Annotated in this window: 14 protein-coding genes; 9 read left to right on the forward strand and 5 right to left on the reverse strand. The window is 60.0% G+C overall.

Annotation, left to right across the window (positions count from 1 at the left end):
- The first annotated feature begins 74 nt into the window (after nucleotides 1–74).
- Nucleotides 75–1,133 carry a nicotinate-nucleotide--dimethylbenzimidazole phosphoribosyltransferase gene (gene cobT / locus BY454_RS01570; protein ID WP_104414874.1) on the forward strand — a complete coding sequence of 353 codons (1,059 nt, stop codon included), beginning with the start codon at nucleotides 75–77 and terminating at the stop codon, nucleotides 1,131–1,133.
- Complete coding sequence (locus BY454_RS01575) at nucleotides 1,134–1,745, forward strand: histidine phosphatase family protein (protein ID WP_104414875.1); 612 nt, start codon at nucleotides 1,134–1,136, stop codon at nucleotides 1,743–1,745.
- Here BY454_RS01575 and cobU read toward each other — a convergent pair.
- Nucleotides 1,723–2,259, reverse strand: coding sequence for a bifunctional adenosylcobinamide kinase/adenosylcobinamide-phosphate guanylyltransferase (gene cobU, locus BY454_RS01580; RefSeq protein WP_104414876.1), 537 nt, complete (start codon nucleotides 2,257–2,259; stop codon nucleotides 1,723–1,725). The genes BY454_RS01575 and cobU overlap by 23 nt on opposite strands.
- Nucleotides 2,260–2,396: 137 nt before the next feature.
- On the opposite strand from cobU, the gene BY454_RS01585 reads away from it, so the two are divergent.
- The 4 genes from BY454_RS01585 to BY454_RS01600 all read left to right on the forward strand — a co-directional run bounded on the left by BY454_RS01585 (nucleotide 2,397) and on the right by BY454_RS01600 (nucleotide 7,663).
- Entirely contained in the window at nucleotides 2,397–4,265 is a 1,869-nt protein-coding gene (locus BY454_RS01585) for a putative nucleotidyltransferase substrate binding domain-containing protein (RefSeq protein ID WP_104425536.1), read from the forward strand.
- On the forward strand, nucleotides 4,265–4,972 hold the full coding sequence (locus BY454_RS01590; RefSeq protein ID WP_104414877.1) for a 3'-5' exonuclease: 708 nt from the start codon (nucleotides 4,265–4,267) through the stop codon (nucleotides 4,970–4,972). Before BY454_RS01585 ends, BY454_RS01590 begins: the two co-directional genes overlap by 1 nt.
- Before the next feature lie 402 nt (nucleotides 4,973–5,374).
- Nucleotides 5,375–5,953, forward strand: a complete 579-nt coding sequence (locus BY454_RS01595; protein ID WP_258075516.1) for a QsdR family transcriptional regulator — start codon at nucleotides 5,375–5,377, stop codon at nucleotides 5,951–5,953.
- A 138-nt stretch (nucleotides 5,954–6,091) separates the two neighbouring features.
- On the forward strand, nucleotides 6,092–7,663 hold the full coding sequence (locus BY454_RS01600; protein WP_104414879.1) for a methyl-accepting chemotaxis protein: 1,572 nt from the start codon (nucleotides 6,092–6,094) through the stop codon (nucleotides 7,661–7,663).
- Nucleotides 7,664–7,741: 78 nt separating this feature from the next.
- Here the strand turns inward: BY454_RS01600 and BY454_RS01605 are convergent, their stop codons facing one another.
- From BY454_RS01605 to BY454_RS01615, 3 genes are all read right to left on the reverse strand, one after another.
- The gene (locus BY454_RS01605) at nucleotides 7,742–9,136 is read right to left on the reverse strand and encodes a sodium-dependent transporter (protein WP_104414880.1); all 1,395 of its coding nucleotides are present in this window, start codon (nucleotides 9,134–9,136) and stop codon (nucleotides 7,742–7,744) included.
- Between the two features lie 169 nt (nucleotides 9,137–9,305).
- Entirely contained in the window at nucleotides 9,306–10,880 is a 1,575-nt protein-coding gene (locus tag BY454_RS01610; RefSeq protein WP_104414881.1) for a methyl-accepting chemotaxis protein, read from the reverse strand.
- A 140-nt stretch (nucleotides 10,881–11,020) separates the two neighbouring features.
- A complete protein-coding gene (locus tag BY454_RS01615) occupies nucleotides 11,021–11,896 on the reverse strand; it encodes an EamA family transporter (protein ID WP_104415004.1) in 876 nt (291 codons plus the stop codon).
- Between the two features lie 275 nt (nucleotides 11,897–12,171).
- Between BY454_RS01615 and BY454_RS01620 the strand changes: the two genes are divergently transcribed.
- Nucleotides 12,172–13,572: an MATE family efflux transporter gene (locus tag BY454_RS01620; protein ID WP_104414882.1), complete on the forward strand. Its 1,401-nt coding sequence runs from the start codon at nucleotides 12,172–12,174 to the stop codon at nucleotides 13,570–13,572.
- Nucleotides 13,573–13,598: 26 nt separating this feature from the next.
- Here the strand turns inward: BY454_RS01620 and BY454_RS01625 are convergent, their stop codons facing one another.
- Nucleotides 13,599–14,606 carry a GGDEF domain-containing protein gene (locus tag BY454_RS01625; RefSeq protein WP_104414883.1) on the reverse strand — a complete coding sequence of 336 codons (1,008 nt, stop codon included), beginning with the start codon at nucleotides 14,604–14,606 and terminating at the stop codon, nucleotides 13,599–13,601.
- A 213-nt stretch (nucleotides 14,607–14,819) separates the two neighbouring features.
- On the opposite strand from BY454_RS01625, the gene BY454_RS01630 reads away from it, so the two are divergent.
- Together BY454_RS01630 and BY454_RS01635 are read left to right on the forward strand one after the other, a co-directional pair.
- Entirely contained in the window at nucleotides 14,820–15,944 is a 1,125-nt protein-coding gene (locus BY454_RS01630) for an HD-GYP domain-containing protein (RefSeq protein WP_104414884.1), read from the forward strand.
- A 132-nt stretch (nucleotides 15,945–16,076) separates the two neighbouring features.
- Complete coding sequence (locus tag BY454_RS01635; protein WP_104414885.1) at nucleotides 16,077–17,435, forward strand: alanine/glycine:cation symporter family protein; 1,359 nt, start codon at nucleotides 16,077–16,079, stop codon at nucleotides 17,433–17,435.
- Nucleotides 17,436–17,483 lie beyond the last annotated feature (48 nt).

Consider the following 17,483-nt stretch of genomic DNA (forward strand, 5'->3'; position numbering starts at 1 on the left):
ACACCCGGCGCAACTTGACACCCAAACCGCTCCGGAGCAGCATCTTTGGCTTTGTCAGCCACCAGGAAATGACCATGCCACTGCCCAGCAGCTGCACACAGCCGCCCCCAAAACCGAGTGCGCTCCACGGCGGGCGTGCCAGGGACCGCCAGCAAGTACTCACCAAGCCCCCTGGATCACTGGGCGACCTGGAACGGGTAGCGATTGAACTTGCCGCACTGCAGGGTTGTGACACGCCAACCCTGGAGCGGGTGCATATTTCCGTCTTCGCCGGTGACCACGGTGTCTGCGAGGAGGGCATTTCCGCCTTTCCGCAAGCCGTCACCGCCCAGATGATCGCCAATTTCGCCGGCGGGGGCGCGGCCATCAGCGTGATGGCTCGGGAGCTGGGCGCCGAGCTGGAAGTCATCAACCTGGGGACCGTGGGCGAGGTGCCGGAATTGCCCGGTGTGCTGCATCAGGTTATCGCCCCATCTACCGAAAATCTCGCCCAAAAAGACGCTTTAACCGCCAATCAGCTGCAAAACGCACTGAATGCCGGCGATTATGCCTCGCAGCGCGCCGCTGACAACCGCGCCCAGCTGTTCATCGGCGGCGACATGGGCATCGGCAACACCACCAGCGCGGCGGCATTGGCCTGTGCACTGCTGGACCACCGGCCGCAGGACCTGGTAGGGCCCGGAACCGGCCTGGACGCCCGGGGCGTCAGCCACAAGGCACGGGTGGTACAAACCGCCCTGGATCGCCATGGCGACAACCGCGACCCACTGGCGGTACTGGCGTCCCTCGGCGGGTTTGAAATTGCCGCCCTGGCCGGCGCGACCCTGGGCTGTGCCGCACGCGGGGTGCCTGTACTGGTGGATGGTTTCATTGTCTCGGTGGCGGCCCTGGTGGCCACCCACATCCAGCCCGGCGTTCGTGACTGGCTGCTGTTCAGCCACCAGTCGGCGGAACCAGGTCACCAATCGGTACTGAAGGCACTGGACGCTCAACCACTGCTGAACCTCGGCATGCGCCTGGGCGAGGGCAGCGGTGCCGCCGTCGCCGTCCCCCTGTTGCGCACAGCCTGCGCCCTGCATAATCAGATGGCGACCTTTGCCGATGCCGGCGTCAGCGACAAACCCGGAGCCTGAGTGAACACCACCATCATTGACCTGATCCGCCACGGCGAACCCGAAGGCGGCCCCATGTTCCGGGGCAGCAAGGACGACCCGCTAAGCACCAAAGGCTGGCAGCAGATGCAGGCGGCGGTGACCGATGAGGACCATTGGGAGGTCATTGTCAGTTCCCCCATGGCCCGGTGCAGGCGTTTTGCGGAAAAGCTCGCCGAAGAACGGAACATTCCGCTGCATATTGCAGACAACCTTCGGGAAATCGGTTTTGGCGAATGGGAAGGACTGACCGCCGAGCAGGTCCAAAAGCGCTATGGCGACCAGCTGGACAAATTCTGGCGGGACGCCATCCACCACATTCCACCGGGAGGCGAGCCGGTAACCGACTTTCACCAGCGGGTAACAGACACCTTTAACCACTGGCAGGAGCACCTGGCCGGACAAAAAGTACTGGTGGTCTGCCACGGCGGGGTTATCCGCATGGTGCTGGCCGACATCCTGGGCATTCCCCTGGCAAGATCCTTCACCGGCCTGGCCGTGCCCTATGGCTGTCGCACCCGTATCCGCGTGGATCAGTCCGAGTTTGGCACCTTCCGCAGCATGCTCAGCCTCACTCCTGGGCCGAACCCTTGAGCGTCAGTGGTAGCCCCGCCACGGACATCACCACCTCATCGCAGCGCTCGGCCAGCGCCTGGTTCATCCAGCCCAGTTCATCGGCAAACCGACGGGTGAGGGCGTCCATCCCGATCGTCCCCAACCCTACTTCGTTGGTCACCACCACCAGGGAACCCGGGTAAGCCCTCACTTCCTCGAGAAAGCATTCGCGCTCCTCGGCGAAGCGTTCACCCCCGGCCAACAGCAGGTTGCTCATCCACAGACTCATACAGTCGATCAGCAGCAGCGGTGGCTCACAAGGCTGCTTGCGAAAATCCGCCAGCACCTCACCCAGGCACATGGGCTCTTCCACCAGCCCCCAGTCGTCCGGTCGCTGGCGGCGGTGGCGCTCAATTCGACGGGCCATTTCGTCATCACCGGCGGTTGCGGTGGCCACGTACACCACGGCACCACCCGCCTGTTGGGCCCGCTGCTCGGCCAGGGCTGTCTTGCCGGAGCGAATCCCTCCGATCACCAGTAACTTATTGACCATTATTCCAAACTCCCACCTATGCCAAAGCTGCCCCAAGGCTGCAAAGGTACACCATGAAAACCGACAGCTGCTATAGTTTGGCCAAAGACAACAACGACCCCAAAATCAGGGACTACGGCGACCACCACGGAGAGCCCATGCAGGCAGAACTGCTCGACATTCGCAATCACATTGCCCAATACCCGCCCTTCGATGAAATGCCTGAAGAGATGCTTGAACGTATTGTCGGCAGTATTGAAGTAGCCTACTACCGGGCCGGCACCAACATCCTCGAACTCAAACAGCAAAACCACTGGCTGCATTATGTGCGCAGCGGCGCGGTGGAGATTTACCGGCGCTCGGGCGAATTGTACAACCGGGTCAGCGAAGGCGAGATTTTTGGCCAGTTCGGCCTGCTGCGCAACCAACAGGTGCGCTTCCCCGCCAAGGCACTGGAAGACACCCTCGTCTATAAGATCCCATTTGAAACCTTCCAATACCTGTGGGAAAACGACGAAAACTTCGCCGATTTCGTGGAAGTCGAGGACCGCAGCCGACTGCGCACCGCTGTCTCCCGACAGGCTAAATCCAACGAACTGATGACCGCCAAGGTAACTCGGCTGATCTCCCGTCAGCCGGTCTGCGCGCCGGCCACCGTCCGCCTGCAGGAAGCGGCCCGGATCATGACAGATCACGGAGTTTCTGCCTTGTTGCTGGTGGATGACGCCGAGAACCAGCATCGACTAAAAGGCATCATCACCGACCGGAACCTGCGAACCCGTGCCGTGACCAACGCCCTGGCCTCGGAAACGCCGATCAGCGACATCATGTCCGAAGACCTGATCACCATCAGCGCCCGCAGCTATATCTTTGAAGCCATGCTCACCATGCTGCACAACAACGTGCACCATCTTCCGGTGATGGAAGGCGAGGAAATCCGGGGCGTCGTGGCGTTATCCGACATCGTGAAATACGAAAGCCAGAGCAGCCTGTACCTGGTCAGTAACATCTACCATCAGCAGGATGTCAAAGGACTGAAAAAGCTCAGCCTGGATATTCGCGACAGTTTCGTGCGGCTGGTGAATGAAGACGCCAACTCCCACATGATTGGCAGCGCCATGGCGGGTATTGGCCGCAGCTTCAGCCAGCGGCTGCTGGAACTGGGGGAGGAGAAGCTGGGCCCACCACCGGTGCCCTACTGTTTCATGGCGCTGGGCTCCATGGCCCGGGATGAGCAACTGGTGGTCACCGACCAGGACAATGCCCTGGTGCTGGATGACAGCTTTGTGCCCGAAGAGCACGATGAATACTTCCAGGCGCTGGCCAAATTCGTCAGCGACGGTCTGGCGGAATGCGGTTACAGTTACTGCACCGGCGACATCATGGCCACCAACGTGAAATGGCGACAGCCGTTACGGGTCTGGAAGCAGTATTTCACGGACTGGATCGAAAACCCGAAAGCCGAGGCCCTGCTCAACAGCAACATTTTCTTCGACCTCGACGGTATCCACGGAGAAACCCGCTTTGCCGAAGAACTCAAAACACTGATTGTGCGCAAAGCCAGCGGCAGTCAGCGTTTCCTCACCTTCCTGGCCCGCAATGCCCTGAATCGAACGCCACCCCTGGGTTTCTTCCGCACCTTTGTTCTGGAAGAGGATGGCAAACATCAGAAGAGCTTCAATCTCAAACGCCGGGGCACAGCCCCGGTCTCAGACCTGATCCGCGTACATGCCCTGGCCTGCGGCTCCCGCTCCCAGAACTCCTTTGAACGACTGCGGGACATCGCCCAGACCAGCCTGATGCTGGAAGACGATGCCGGTAACCTGCGCGATGCCCTGGAATTCATCTCCATCGTTCGCATTCGCCACCAGGCACTGGCCATCGAGGAAGGGCGGGAGCCAGACAACAACGTGCGGCCGGAAGATCTGTCCCCGTTTGAGCGAAGCCACCTCAAAGACGCCTTCCAGATCGTCAGCAACGCCCAGAAGTTCCTGCGATTCCGCTACAACGCGGGGAGTACGCGGTGATGTCAGAAACCACCAGGGCCAACTGGCCTGAGCGCTACCGGGAGCTGGCGAAGCAAGCCCGCGATCCCCGCGTCCGCTCGTTTTACGAGGCCGGCTGCCCAAGCCCGGACACCCCCATCCGGGAAGTGCCGTTGTTGGCCCTGGATTTCGAAACCACGGGGCTGGACGCCGATCAGAACTCCATCGTCAGCATAGGCCTGGTGCCCTTCACCCTCGAAGGCATACAGCTTGGCAAGGCCTGGCACCAGGTGGTGCGCCCCCACGAACCCCTGGAGCAGACATCCATCACCATCCATGGCATCACCCACAGCGACATTGATGAGGCCCCGGATCTTTCGGAAGTGCTGGACACGCTGTTTGAACATCTCAACGGTCGAATTCCAGTGGTGCACTACCGCAACATCGAACGCCCCTTCCTGAACAAGGCCTTGCAGTGGCGCCTCAAGGAAGAACTGCGCTTCCCGGTCCTGGACACCATGGCGATTGAGGCGCACCTTCATCCCGATCGCAACCCCGGCCGCTTGCAACGGTTAATGGGCAAACGGCCAATCTCGATCCGCCTTGCCGACAGCCGCGGGAGGTACGGGTTGCCCCATTATGCCGGCCACAACGCCCTGATCGACGCCATCGCCACGGCGGAGTTACTGCAGGCGCAGGTCTGGCACCACTTTGGGCCTGATACGCCGGTGGGGGATCTTTGGGTATAGCCCATAACTCGACCTGGTTTCGTGTTTATGGCAGGGAAGCCTTCCCAAAAACCGCTACAAGCACGGTCCCTGTGCGCTTCTCTCAGGCCATCCTTGGCCTTCGAAATTTTTGGGAAGGCTTCCCTGCCATAAGCACCCCATGCAGCAAGTACCTGCCAAAGCGATAACTGTTAAGCTCAGGTGACGCTTCAGGGTGGCCCTGTCCAAAAATTTTGAGGGCCATGGACGGCCCGAAATAAGCGCTCATGGACGAGCTTGTAGCGGTTTTTGGACAGGGCCACCCTGAAGCGTCCAGCACCAAATAGCAGGCTGGATAGGTAATAAACAGTCACGCGGGCGGGCCACATAGGCAAAACAGCGCGAGCCCGCTAGAATACCCGCAAATTCCAAACAGAGATGTCAGTGCCCCCACAACACACCAAGACAACGCCCCTGGACGCCTTCCGCCGCGCCCGCAAAATGTGGCTCAAAGGCGAAAAAATCAGTCTGGCCGCCCTCGCTGATGACCTGAATATCGGCCGCGCCACCCTGTTCCGCTGGGTGGGCAACCGCGACCTGCTGATTGCCGAGATCCTCTGGTCCCTGTACGAACCGCTTTACAAAGAGGCCCGAGCCAATACCCCTGGCGAGGGCATTGATTATATTGTCGGCGTGTACCGGTACATCAATACCACCGCCCTGCATTTCAAACCCCTGCGCAAATTCCTGCACCAGGACCCGGAATACGCGCTGAAAATGCTCACCTCCTCCCACTCCACCCTGCACACCCGCACCGTGGAATTGAACACCCGCCTGCTCAAGGACGAAGTGCGCGCCGGCCATCTCAGCCCGCCCATGAACATTCAGAGCCTGTCCTACTTCATGATTCGCATTGCCGAATCCTGCGTGTACAGCGACCTGATCGGCGGGCACGAGCCCCGGGAAGACGAGCTGGAAGACGCCTGTACCGCCGTGCGCATCCTGCTTGGCGGTAAGGTCTGAACCTTAAAAAAATATCCGGCGAAATCATTGAGATCCATCAATTCCGTTATTTTCTGATCAAGATTTTCGTGAACCGACCGTAAACCTTTACGTAAACGTCTTTTGATCGTTCACCCATATCCCAACGAGGATCCCCTCATGTCCCTGGCCAAACTGAATAACGTGTCGGTTGGCAAAAAGCTCGGTGTCAGCTTCGCCCTGCTGGTCCTGATGACCGTTTTGGTTGCCGTTATCGGTGTTACCACCCTCGACTCCTACAACCAGCGATCCCTGATCGTTGCCGGAGCCTCTTCGGCAGAATCCTATTTGCTGGACGCCCGCACCGAGGAGAAGAACTTCCAGTTAAGGGGCGACGCTCAGTATCGCCAGAACGCCGAGAAACTGGTGGATAACGCCGTCGAGACCCTTCTGCCACTCAAGAAGGTACTGGCCTCAGCGGAGAATGACGCCCGCATTGACTTTATCGCTGAGCGGGCCCCGATTTACAAAAAACAGCTGGACGAATTGGCCCGCAATCTGGAAAGCCGACCGGCGGCGGTCCCGGCCTCGGAGAAGGCTCTCAGGGATACCGCCCGGAGCATGGTTGACAAGGCGGTCGAATTGCAGGAAATCCAGGTTTCGCGCATGGAAGAACAATACAATTTTGCCATCATTGAGCTGATCGCCATTGCCGTGGCGGCCGTGGTGGCAGGCACCCTGATTGCCTGGTTCATGATCCGAACGATCACCAACCCCATCAACCAGACCGTGGAAGTGGCCAACCGCGTCGCCTCCGGAGACCTGACAATTCAGATCGACAGCAACCGTGGCGATGAATTCGGCAACCTGTTGGCGGCCTTCGGCACCATGGTCACCAACCTGCGGGAGCTGATCAAGGAAATCGACGATGGCTCTACCAGCATCGCATCCTCCTCGGAAGAGCTGTCGGCGGTCACCCGGGAAACCCGTGAAGGTGTCAACGACCAACAGAGCCAGACCGACCAGGTCGCCACCGCCATGAATGAAATGGTGGCCACGGTGAACGATGTGGCGAAGAGTGCGGAATCGGCCTTCAACGCCGCCCAGCACGCCAGCCAGAAATCCAATGAGGGCGATGCCGCCGGTAAGGAGGCGCTGCAGTTTGTCACCGACCTCAACGGGCACATTGGCGCGGTCATGCAGAAACTGCGCGCCCTGCAGAGCGACACGCAGAACATCGGCACGGTGCTGGATGTGATCAAATCCGTGGCCGAGCAAACCAACCTGCTGGCACTGAACGCCGCCATCGAAGCCGCCCGCGCCGGCGAACAGGGCCGTGGCTTTGCGGTGGTGGCCGACGAGGTCCGCTCACTGGCCCAGCGCACGCAAAGTTCCGCGGAAGAAATCGAAACCTTGATCAACGCTCTGGTCACCAGCACCGAAGGCTCGGTCACCACCATGGAGGAGAGCATTCAGTTGGGTGAGCAGACCCTGGAGCGGGCCGAGATTGCCGGTGGCACCATTCGGGAAATGGCCGACGCGGTGGAAGAAATCCGCCAGTACAACAGCCAGATTGCCACCGCCGCCGAGCAGCAGGCTTCGGTGGCGGAAGACATCAACCAGAATGTGACCCGCATTCGCGATGTCGGCGAGCAGAGTGCCGCTTCCACTGAACAGGTGTCCGGCGCCAGCGAGGAGCTTGCCCGGTTGGCCGATGGCCTGAGCACCCAGGTGGGCAGATTCAAGATCTAAACCCTCAACCTCCAGACACAAAAAACCCGGCAGCGGGAAGAACCGCTGCCGGGTTTTTGTTTGCCTGAAACTCGGGAATCAGGCGGTCAGGTTGTAAATAAACACAATCACAACCGCAACCGGCGATACATAGCGGATCAGATTGAACCACAGGGCGAACGCACCGCCATCCAGTGCCAGGTCCATCTTCAGGGATTCCCGGGCCACGCACCAGCCCACGAACAGGGCCGTCAGCAGGCCGGAAAGCGGCAGCATGATGTTGGCCGTGAAGTAGTCCAACAGATCAAAGATGGTTTTGCCTTCAAACGCGGCAAACATACCCAGCGGCGTCACATCGGACCACACGTTCAGGGACAGGATCGAGACGATACCCAGCGCCCAGCAGGCACCACCGGCCAGGGAGGCGCTCGCGGTACGACCAAGGCTGGTTTTCTCTTCGACCCACTCAACGACCGGTTCCAGCAGGGAAATACCCGACGTCCAGGCCGCAAACAGCAGCAGAATGAAGAACAGTGCGCCAAACAGGCTGCCCATTGGCATGTTGCCGAACGCCAGGGGCAGGGTCTGGAAGATCAGACCGGGGCCGGCACCGGCTTCCAGGCCATTGGCGAACACCACGGGAAAGATGGCCAGACCCGCAAGCAACGCAACCACGGTGTCCATGATGGCGACGCTGACGGCCGTGCGGGCAATGTTCACGTCGTTCCCGAGGTAGGAGCCGTAAGCCATCATGATGGCCATACCCAAGCTCAGGGTGAAGAACGCATGCCCAAGGGCCACCAGCACACCTTTAACCGTCAACGCACCAAAGTTCGGGGTGAACAGGAAGCTGACGGCTTCGCCGAAGTGGCCGGTGGTGGTCGCGTAGCCAACCACGGCCAACAGCAACAGGAACAGTGCCGGCATGAGAATGGTGACGGCCCGCTCCAGACCACCCTTAAGGCCACGGGAAACCACCCAGATCACCAGCGCCATGAAGACCGTGTGCCAGATCAGCAACTCCACCGGGCTGGCCAGCAAATCACCGAAGATCTTGCCCACGGAGTCAGCCGTGCCGCCGGTAAAGTCCCCTGCGGCGGCATGGCCGATGTAGGAGGCCGCCCAACCGCCAATCACGGAATAGAAGGACAGTATGATGAAAGCCGCCAGCATGCCGATGATGGCCGACAGACGCCACGCTGGCTTGGCCAGATTGCGTTCGGCCACCAGACGGAAGCTGGCAATGGGGTTGTGCCGGCCGTTCCGGCCGATAAACACTTCCGCCATCATGATGGGGATACCAATGATGGCAATACAAAGCAGGTAAACCAGTACGAAGGCGCCACCACCATTTTCACCGGTGACATAAGGGAACTTCCAGACATTGCCGAGGCCCACGGCGGAACCGGTCGCCGCCAGAATGAATGCGAGCCTGGACGACCAGAGCCCCCGCGCCCCGGAACCCTGGGTTGGTTCGGGTTTGGACTGAGTCATGTATTTTCTTCCTGTGCTTTTGGCCAGGGAGCCATGAATTGAATGTGCACCGGGTAGAGGCACCCGGGCAGTTGGGGCGGGATTCTGCCAGCACTGGGACCGCTATTCCAGTGCCGGCGGAGGATGGGCTGGTGATTTTTTCAGCTAGCGCCTGAAAATCATTTCAGACTCAACCATTTCGGCTGATGAAGCGGGAAATCAGATCTTTCAGGCCATTAGCCTGTTCGCTTAGCTCGTCACTGCTCTGGCGGGCGGATTCGGCCTGATCATCACTCTGGTCCGCGAGGCCGGCGATGTTGACGATCTGCTGGTTGATCTCCTCGGACACCTGCCCCTGCTGCTCGAAGGCCGCCGACATGGTAATAAAACTGTCGGAGATTGAGTCCACCGATCCGACGATGGTGTTCAGGGAATCAGAAGCTTCCCGAACCCGGCTCAAACCGTTACCGGCCAGCTCTTCGCCACTGCGAACGGCGGCAATGGTGGTGTCCACTTGTGTGCGGAAATCAGCCACGACCTCATGAATTTTCTCTGTGGACTGCTGGGTCCTTTGCGCCAGGGCCCGAACCTCGTCCGCCACCACGGAGAAACCCCGGCCGTGTTCCCCGGCCCGGGCCGCCTCAATGGCGGCATTCAATGCCAACAGGTTGGTCTGGTCGGCAATGCCGGTGATCAGATCGGCGGCCTCACCAATGGTACGCGTGGATTCACCCAGTTGGCTGACCGACTCGCCAATACTGTTCACCCGCTGTACAAGCTCTTCAATGGCAGCCAACGCTTCGCCGCTGCGATCACTGCCCTGATGCGCCAGACGATTGGCCTGCTCGGCTTCCCGGGCGTTGGCGGTGACGGATTCGGCCACCTCCTGGATGGAAGCGGTCATTTCATTGATGGCGGAGGCGGTCTGCTCGGTTTCCGCCCGTTGACGGGATATGGCCGACGCCCCCTCGGTGATATGACTGTGGGTGGAGCGGGCCTGATCAAACAGGTGCTCGGCCTGGTCGTCGATCCGGGCGAGGGCCGTACGAATCCGCGCCCGCTCACTGACCAGCAACAGCGCCAGGCGCGACATCAAGCCACGTTCGTCACTGTAGGTACGGGCAACGATAGGGTCCTGGAAGGCATCCGGGCGCAAATCCAGAAGCCCCTGGAGTCGCTTTGACAGGGAGTGGAACACCAGCCAGTACGCCAGCATGTTTGAGCCCACAATCAGGCCCGCCGCCAACGCCGGCGAGTCCAGCCAGAGAGCACCCAGGCTGATGGCCATGGACAACAGGAACGGCCAGCCCGAGCGGCCGGTGGACAGCGCCTTGTTGCGCCAGGCGGACGTCAGCCGGCCCACATTGATCTTGCGGTACAGACGTTCGGCCCGGGCAATCTGGTCGCGGGTGGCGGCCACCCGCACCGATTCGTAGCCCACCATCTGGCCGTCCTCCCAGATCGGGGTCGCATAGGCGCTGACCCAGTAGTGATCCCCATTCTTCGCCCGGTTCTTCACCACCCCCATCCAGGCCTTGCCGGCCTTCAGGTATTCCCACATATCGGCGAATACCGCCTGGGGCATATCCGGGTGACGAATCAGGTTGTGGGCCTGCCCGATCAACTCGTCGCGGGTATAGCCGCTGATGGTTTCGAAGTCATCATTACAGTAGGTGATCACCCCTTTGAGGGTGGTCGTACTGATCAAACGCATCCCTTCCGGGATCTGGATCTCGCGTTCGGTGACGGGCAGGTTCTTGCGCATGGTAGTGCCAGGATTAAGGGGAACGACTGGATTTGAGGTGGCGTAGCGTACGCTGGTCCAGCAAACATTAAAATGCTGAAAAGGTTACGCCGTGTCACCGTATTGTAACGGTCACCTGATCCAGATCTTTAGCCCGGCGTTTATTTCGGAACCGCCGCCAGCCGGGCCCGGGGATGAAAGCGGGCGTTTACCCACAGGGAAAAGGCAATCACCGCACCACCCAGTGCCAGGCGCAAAAGGTCGGCATCCCGGTTCCAGATCAACAGGTTCACCAACAGCCCCGCCGGCACCAACGCATTATTCATGACCGCCAGGGTGCCCGCGTCCACCACGCAGGCGCCGCGATTCCACAGGTACAGCCCCAGCCCGGAGGCCGCCAGCCCAAGCCAGGTCAGGATGCCCCACTGGGTGGGCGTTGATGGCAGCTTGCCGGCATCACCAAAAATCAGGAACGACGGCAGGGCAATGATCAAGGCGCCGAAAAAGAAATAACCGAATGTACGGTAACCGGGAACGGACAGGGTGTAGTGCGCCATCACATGCTTGTACCCGACCTGGCCGGCGGCAAAGGTGAAGTTGGCCACTTGCAGCAGCAGGAACCCCGTCAGGAAATCCTCGCTCAGCCCGTCGTAGCGGATAATGCCGGCCCCCAGGGTGGCAATCGTCGCCGCCAGCAGTGCCACCGGTGAAAACCGCCCCGCCAGGGCATCGTCCACCAGGGTGACGTACAACGGCGTGAAGATGGTGAACAGCAACACCTCCGGCACGGAGAGGTAACCAAAGGAGCGGTAGAGGCAGAGGTAGGTAATCCCAAATTGCAGCATCCCCGTAACCAGGATGCCCAGTTTCAGGCCACCCGGCACACCCCGCCAGCGGGTAAACGGCAGGAACACCAGCGCCCCCAGCAACACACGGCTGAGCACGGCAAAATCGCTGTCCACATGCCCGGCCAGGAACTCACCAATCAGGCTGAAGGAAAATGCCCAGAGAACGGTAACCAGAACAAGTAGTGCCATGTCGACCTCGCGCTGCAATAAACGGCCGCTACCATACCCAATTTAGGGCTGAAACACAGCCAATATGAATAAATCCCATTTGTGAGCAAGAGCGGTCGGGTAGGCTTTTCCAAAACTGTCTGCAGCCAGGGATGGCTGCAGTCAAGCCTTACAGGGAAGTACTCGCGGGCGTGTTTTGGAGAAGCCTATCCGACTGCTCGTCAGCACCGAATTTCAGGTATCATGCCCGGTCTGCGGACCTAAGCCTCACTCCACTACCAGCAAGCCGTGACCCCATGGACGAACTTCATCAGCCATTACCGGAAACCCGCCAGCCCCTGGTGCAACGCACGCTGACCGAATGGAAAACCCTGTCGCTGCTGGGCGGGCCCATACTGATCGCGCAACTGGCGCAAATGGCCAATGGCGCCATCGACACCATCATGGCCGGTCACGCCAGTGCCGAGGACCTGGCCGCCGTGGGTATTGGCAGCAGCCTGTGGATGCCGCTGTTCCTGTTCTTCATGGGCCTGCTGGGCGCCCTGCAGCCCATCATTTCGGGCTACAACGGCGCCCGCACGCTTGAGAAGATCATGCCGGCCACCTGGCAAGGCATCTACATCACCGTTGGCGGCACGGTGATCATGGCGCTGCTGCTTACCAATGTTCACCCGATACTGGCCATCCTGAAACTGGAACCACACACTGCGGGCATTACCCAGGGCTACCTGGACGCCTTTGCCTGGGGCATTCCGGCACTCTTGCTGATGAACGCACTTCGGGGCCTGACCGACGGCCTGGGCCACACCCGGGTGATCATGGCCTTCTCGGTACTCAGTACACTCGTCAATCTGCCACTGAACTACATCTTCATCTACGGCAAACTGGGGCTGCCCGCCATGGGCGGCGTGGGTTGCGGCTGGGCCACTACCATTTCCAACAGCGTGGCGGCCATTGCCATGCTGGTATACCTGAACCGCAGCGCCACCTACCGGCACTTTCATTTACTGACGGACTGGGCGCGGCCCAGTTGGCGCGGCATTCGATACATACTGCGCATCGGCGTGCCAATCGGATTTACCATTTTCGTGGAAGCCAGCATGTTCGCGGTCATTGCCCTGTTTCTGGCCCCCCTTGGGCCGGTGGTGGTCGCCGGTCACCAGATCGCCCTGAATGTGGTCTCGCTGATGTTCATGCTGCCCCTTAGTCTGGGCATGGCCCTGACGCTGCGGGTCAGCTTCCTCGTGGGCGCCCGGGCGCCGGACACCGCCCGCCTGATCTCCCGCAGTTCGCTGATCCTTGCGTCGAGTATTGCCCTGGTGTTCGCCTCGTCACTGTTTGTCTTCTCCGGGCCAATTGCCGCCCTGTACACCAGCGATACCGAGGTTCAGGCGGTCACCGTTCGCCTGCTGGCCTTCGCCGCGCTGTTCCAGATTGCTGACGTGATCCAGGTAACCTGCATCAGCGCCCTGCGGGGCTACAAGGACACCGGCATCCCGTTTTTCATCATGCTGTTTTCCTTCTGGGGCATTGGGTTGCCACTGGGGTACACCCTGACCTTCACCGACTGGCTGGCGCCAGCCATGGGCGCGGCCGGCTTCTGGATCGGGCTGACCGCAGGCCTGACCTCCGCGAGTCTGCTGCTGGGGTGGCGGCTTTTTAGCTACCACGTCGCCATGCAGCCATCAACAGACTGAAGTAGAGCAAGGAAAGAGCGTCCCAATCAGGCGCTGGCTGGCATGGCAGCGATGGGCGGGCCATCGGCATACACGATGCGATCACGGCCGCCTTCTTTGGCCTGATAGAGGGCATCATCGGCCCGGGTCAGCCAGCTTTCCATGCTTTCACCCGGCTGCAATGTGGCCACGCCGTAGGATATGGTCACAGCGCCATCAGGGCATTTCAGGCGCCGACGCAAGAGTCGCTGGAGCTCAGTCATCACGGTATCCAGATCTTCACCGCCAACGTCGGGGAGCAGCAGCACGAACTCCTCGCCGCCGAACCGGAAGAGCTGATCGTATTTCCGGGTGTGGCTGTCGATCAGGGTGACCAGGTCAACCAGAATGTCATCACCCAACACGTGCCCGTACTGGTCGTTGATCTTCTTGAAGTGATCGATGTCCAGCAATACCAGTGTCTGCGGTTTGCCGGTACGTTCAGCAGTTGCAACCGCCATATCCAGCTCATAATCCATGGAGCGGCGATTCTTCACGCCGGTCAGTGGATCGATGGTGGCCAGGTGCTCAAGCCTGCGCCGCTGACTGCGGTTACGATAGGCAAAAACATGGGCGCTGGCGGTCACCACGGCGGCGGCCACTGCAAATGACCACATCTGTTCGTGGCTGCGGAACGCATCGCTGACCAGCATCATCAGAAGCACCGCCGATACGTTGATGGCCAGGGCCATCCGGGGGTGTGTCAGGAAGAAGGTTGTCACCAGGCAAGGGTAAAGCCAGAACAGCCCCGGGTCGCCCACCAGGACGCCTACCAGGACGGCCCCATAGCTGGCCACACAGGCCATCAAAAGGCCGGCCCGGCGTGTGTCGCCGGTTTGCCAGGCATGGTTCACCGACACCGCCACGCCAGCGAGGATCAGAAGATCGACCACGAAGGCCACGGAATTGCCCTGTATAAAGCGCAGGATCGCAAAAGGCGTCACGCCGAACACCGCGCTGACACCCAGCAAGGTGATAATTGATAAACGGAAATCGTTCTTCAACCGGTATAACATGATGTGTCGCTTAGGACGATAGTCTTATTGTTTGCCCCAAGCTTAGACCAACGTTGGACATTCATCTTTAGCAAGATACGATTCTTAACAATTCTATCGGCAAACACGACATACTCCGACATGCAACCGCCGGCGGATTTCACTATTATCTCCGGTTACCCATAAGTTAAAAACAAGACACCATCCAGGGTTTTGAGCACCAAGGACAACGCGTTGGCTTCACTCGTAAGAATAGCCCCAGGGGCACTCGTTATCGGTCGGCCTCTGCCGTGGGACGTCTATGACGCAGACGGCAATGTGCTGTTGCGCCAGGGTTATGTGATCCAGACAAACAGCCAACTGGAGCACCTGTTCGAGCGGGGACGTTTCAAGCCACGCAAGATTGACCTACCCCAGGAAGAGGAATTCCAGGACAACCGTAAGCGCAATCCGTTCGCGGACTATGCCGAATTACTGATCACCCTGGAAACCACCATTAACGCCATTACCTCCCGGGAGGAGTCGGCGGAAAAGCGCCTGCTGGGCCTGAGCCGGATGCTGGAGCGCACCTGCGTGGAAGCACCGGACGCCACGCTGGCACTGGTGCACCTGTACTCGGTGAACCCCAACATCCATGAACAGATCCTGTTCTATGGCATTCTGTGCCAGTTCATCGCACGGCAATTCGGGCTGGACAACAAACGTACCCGCATTCTGACCGCCGCCGCCCTCAGCGCCAACCTGGCGCTGGTCCCGGTGGCGGACAAGCTGAACTCCTCCAACATCATTCTCAGCCGTGAGCAACGCGAGGTAATTCAAAAGCACCCGGACCGCAGTATCCGGGCACTGGAAGCCGCCGGCATCACCAACAAGCTTCTGCACAAGATCATTGCCCAACACCACGAATATTCGGACGGCTCGGGCTACCCGGAAAACCTCAGCGGCTCCGACATCCTGCCGGAAGCTGAAATCCTGGCCCTGGCCGAGCGCTACGTGGCCATGATCACCAAGCGGGCCTATCGCACCCGTATGGATATCATCGAAGCCCGGAAAATGGTGTCCACCCTGGCCGATGGCAAATTCCGTCCGGCCATTCCCCGTGCCCTGCTGGACGTGTTGGGCTACTACCCACCCGGTGTGCTGGTCCGGCTGGACAATAACGAAGTGGGCGTGGTCACCCGCCGGGCCAACAAATCCCGCGGACCTTTTGTGCAGGCCATCTTCAATCCCCGGGGCCACCGTTACAACGGCACCTTCGAGCGCGACACCAGCCTGATGGACTACATGATCCGGGAACCGGAAGAACCCGAGACCATGCCTTCCATGGACTTCAGCATGCTTTGGGGATTCCGCTCCTAAAACCCCGCTCCTGATGCCTGTCTCGCAATTCCTTTGCCAGACAGGACGCTAACGGTTTACATGACCGTATTTCCCGCTAGACTCCATAGTTTAGGCTATCAATCACCATCCATGGCACACCGGGGAGATTCCATGGAAGCCATTTCCGATTTTGTAAGCACAGTCAACGGCCTGGTATGGGGTCCGCCCATGCTGGTAATGATCCTTGGGGTCGGCCTGTTCCTGAGTATTGGCCTGAAACTGATGCCCGTGCTGAAGCTGGGCGCCGGCTTCCGGTTGATGTGGAGCGGCCGTGCCCGTGGAGAAGCAGACGAGGGCGAAATTCCACCCTTCCAGGCGCTGATGACAGCCCTTTCCGCGACCGTGGGCACGGGCAACATCGCCGGCGTGGCCACGGCGGTGTTCCTGGGCGGCCCGGGCGCCCTGTTCTGGATGTGGCTGACCGCCCTGGTGGGCATGGCCACCAAGTATTCCGAAGCGGTACTGGCGGTTCGCTTCCGTGAGGTGGATGAGCGTGGCAAGCATGTTGGCGGTCCCATGTATTACATCCGCAACGGCCTGGGCAACAAGTGGGCCTGGCTGGGCGTGCTGTTTGCTATTTTTGCGGCCGTCGCGGCCTTTGGCATTGGCAACACGGTACAGGCCAACTCGGTGGCGGACGTGCTGGAAACCAACTTCGGCCTGCCGCACTGGGTCACCGGCCTGATCCTGATGGTGCTGGTGGGCATGGTGCTGATTGGTGGCATTCGCCGCATTGGCCAGGTAGCCAGCGCACTCGTGCCATTCATGGCCGTTTCCTACGTCTTGATTGGCCTGATTGTGCTTGCCATCAATGCCAACGAAATTCCATCCGCCATCGCCACGGTTTTCAGCTCAGCGTTCAGCGGGTCGGCTGCCGAGGGCGGTTTTGCCGGCGCAGCAGTCTGGGCTGCCATTCGTTTTGGCGTGGCCCGGGGCATCTTCTCCAACGAAGCGGGCCTGGGCTCTGCACCTATTGCACACGCCGTGGCCCAGACCAAAGACCCGGTAAAGCAGGGCATGGTGGCCATGCTGGGCACCTTCATCGACACTATCATCGTGTGCAGCATCACCGGCCTGGTGATTATCACCTCCGGCGCCTGGACCTCAGGCGAAACAGGGGCCGCACTCACCTCGCTGGCGTTTGAATCCGGCCTGCCCGGCTTTGGCAATTACATCGTCGCCATTTCCCTGGCCATTTTTGCCTTCACCACCATTCTGGGATGGTCCTTCTACGGCGAGCGCTGCATCGAGTTCCTGTTCGGCCCCAAAGCCATCGTGCCATATCGGGTGGTCTGGATCGCCGCCATTCCGGTGGGCGCCACGGTCAACCTGGGGTTCATCTGGCTGGTGGCAGACACCCTGAACGCCATGATGGCGCTCCCCAACCTGATTGCACTGTTGCTGCTCAGCCCGGTGGTCTTCAAACTCAGTCGGGCGTATTTTGATAAAGAAAAGGCTACTGGCCGGTAAACACTTGTTTTCCGAGCTAGGAGCGCCAATATCACAAAGAGCGGTTCA

The organism is Marinobacter persicus (assembly GCF_002934325.1).
GTDB classification, from domain to species: domain Bacteria; phylum Pseudomonadota; class Gammaproteobacteria; order Pseudomonadales; family Oleiphilaceae; genus Marinobacter; species Marinobacter persicus_A.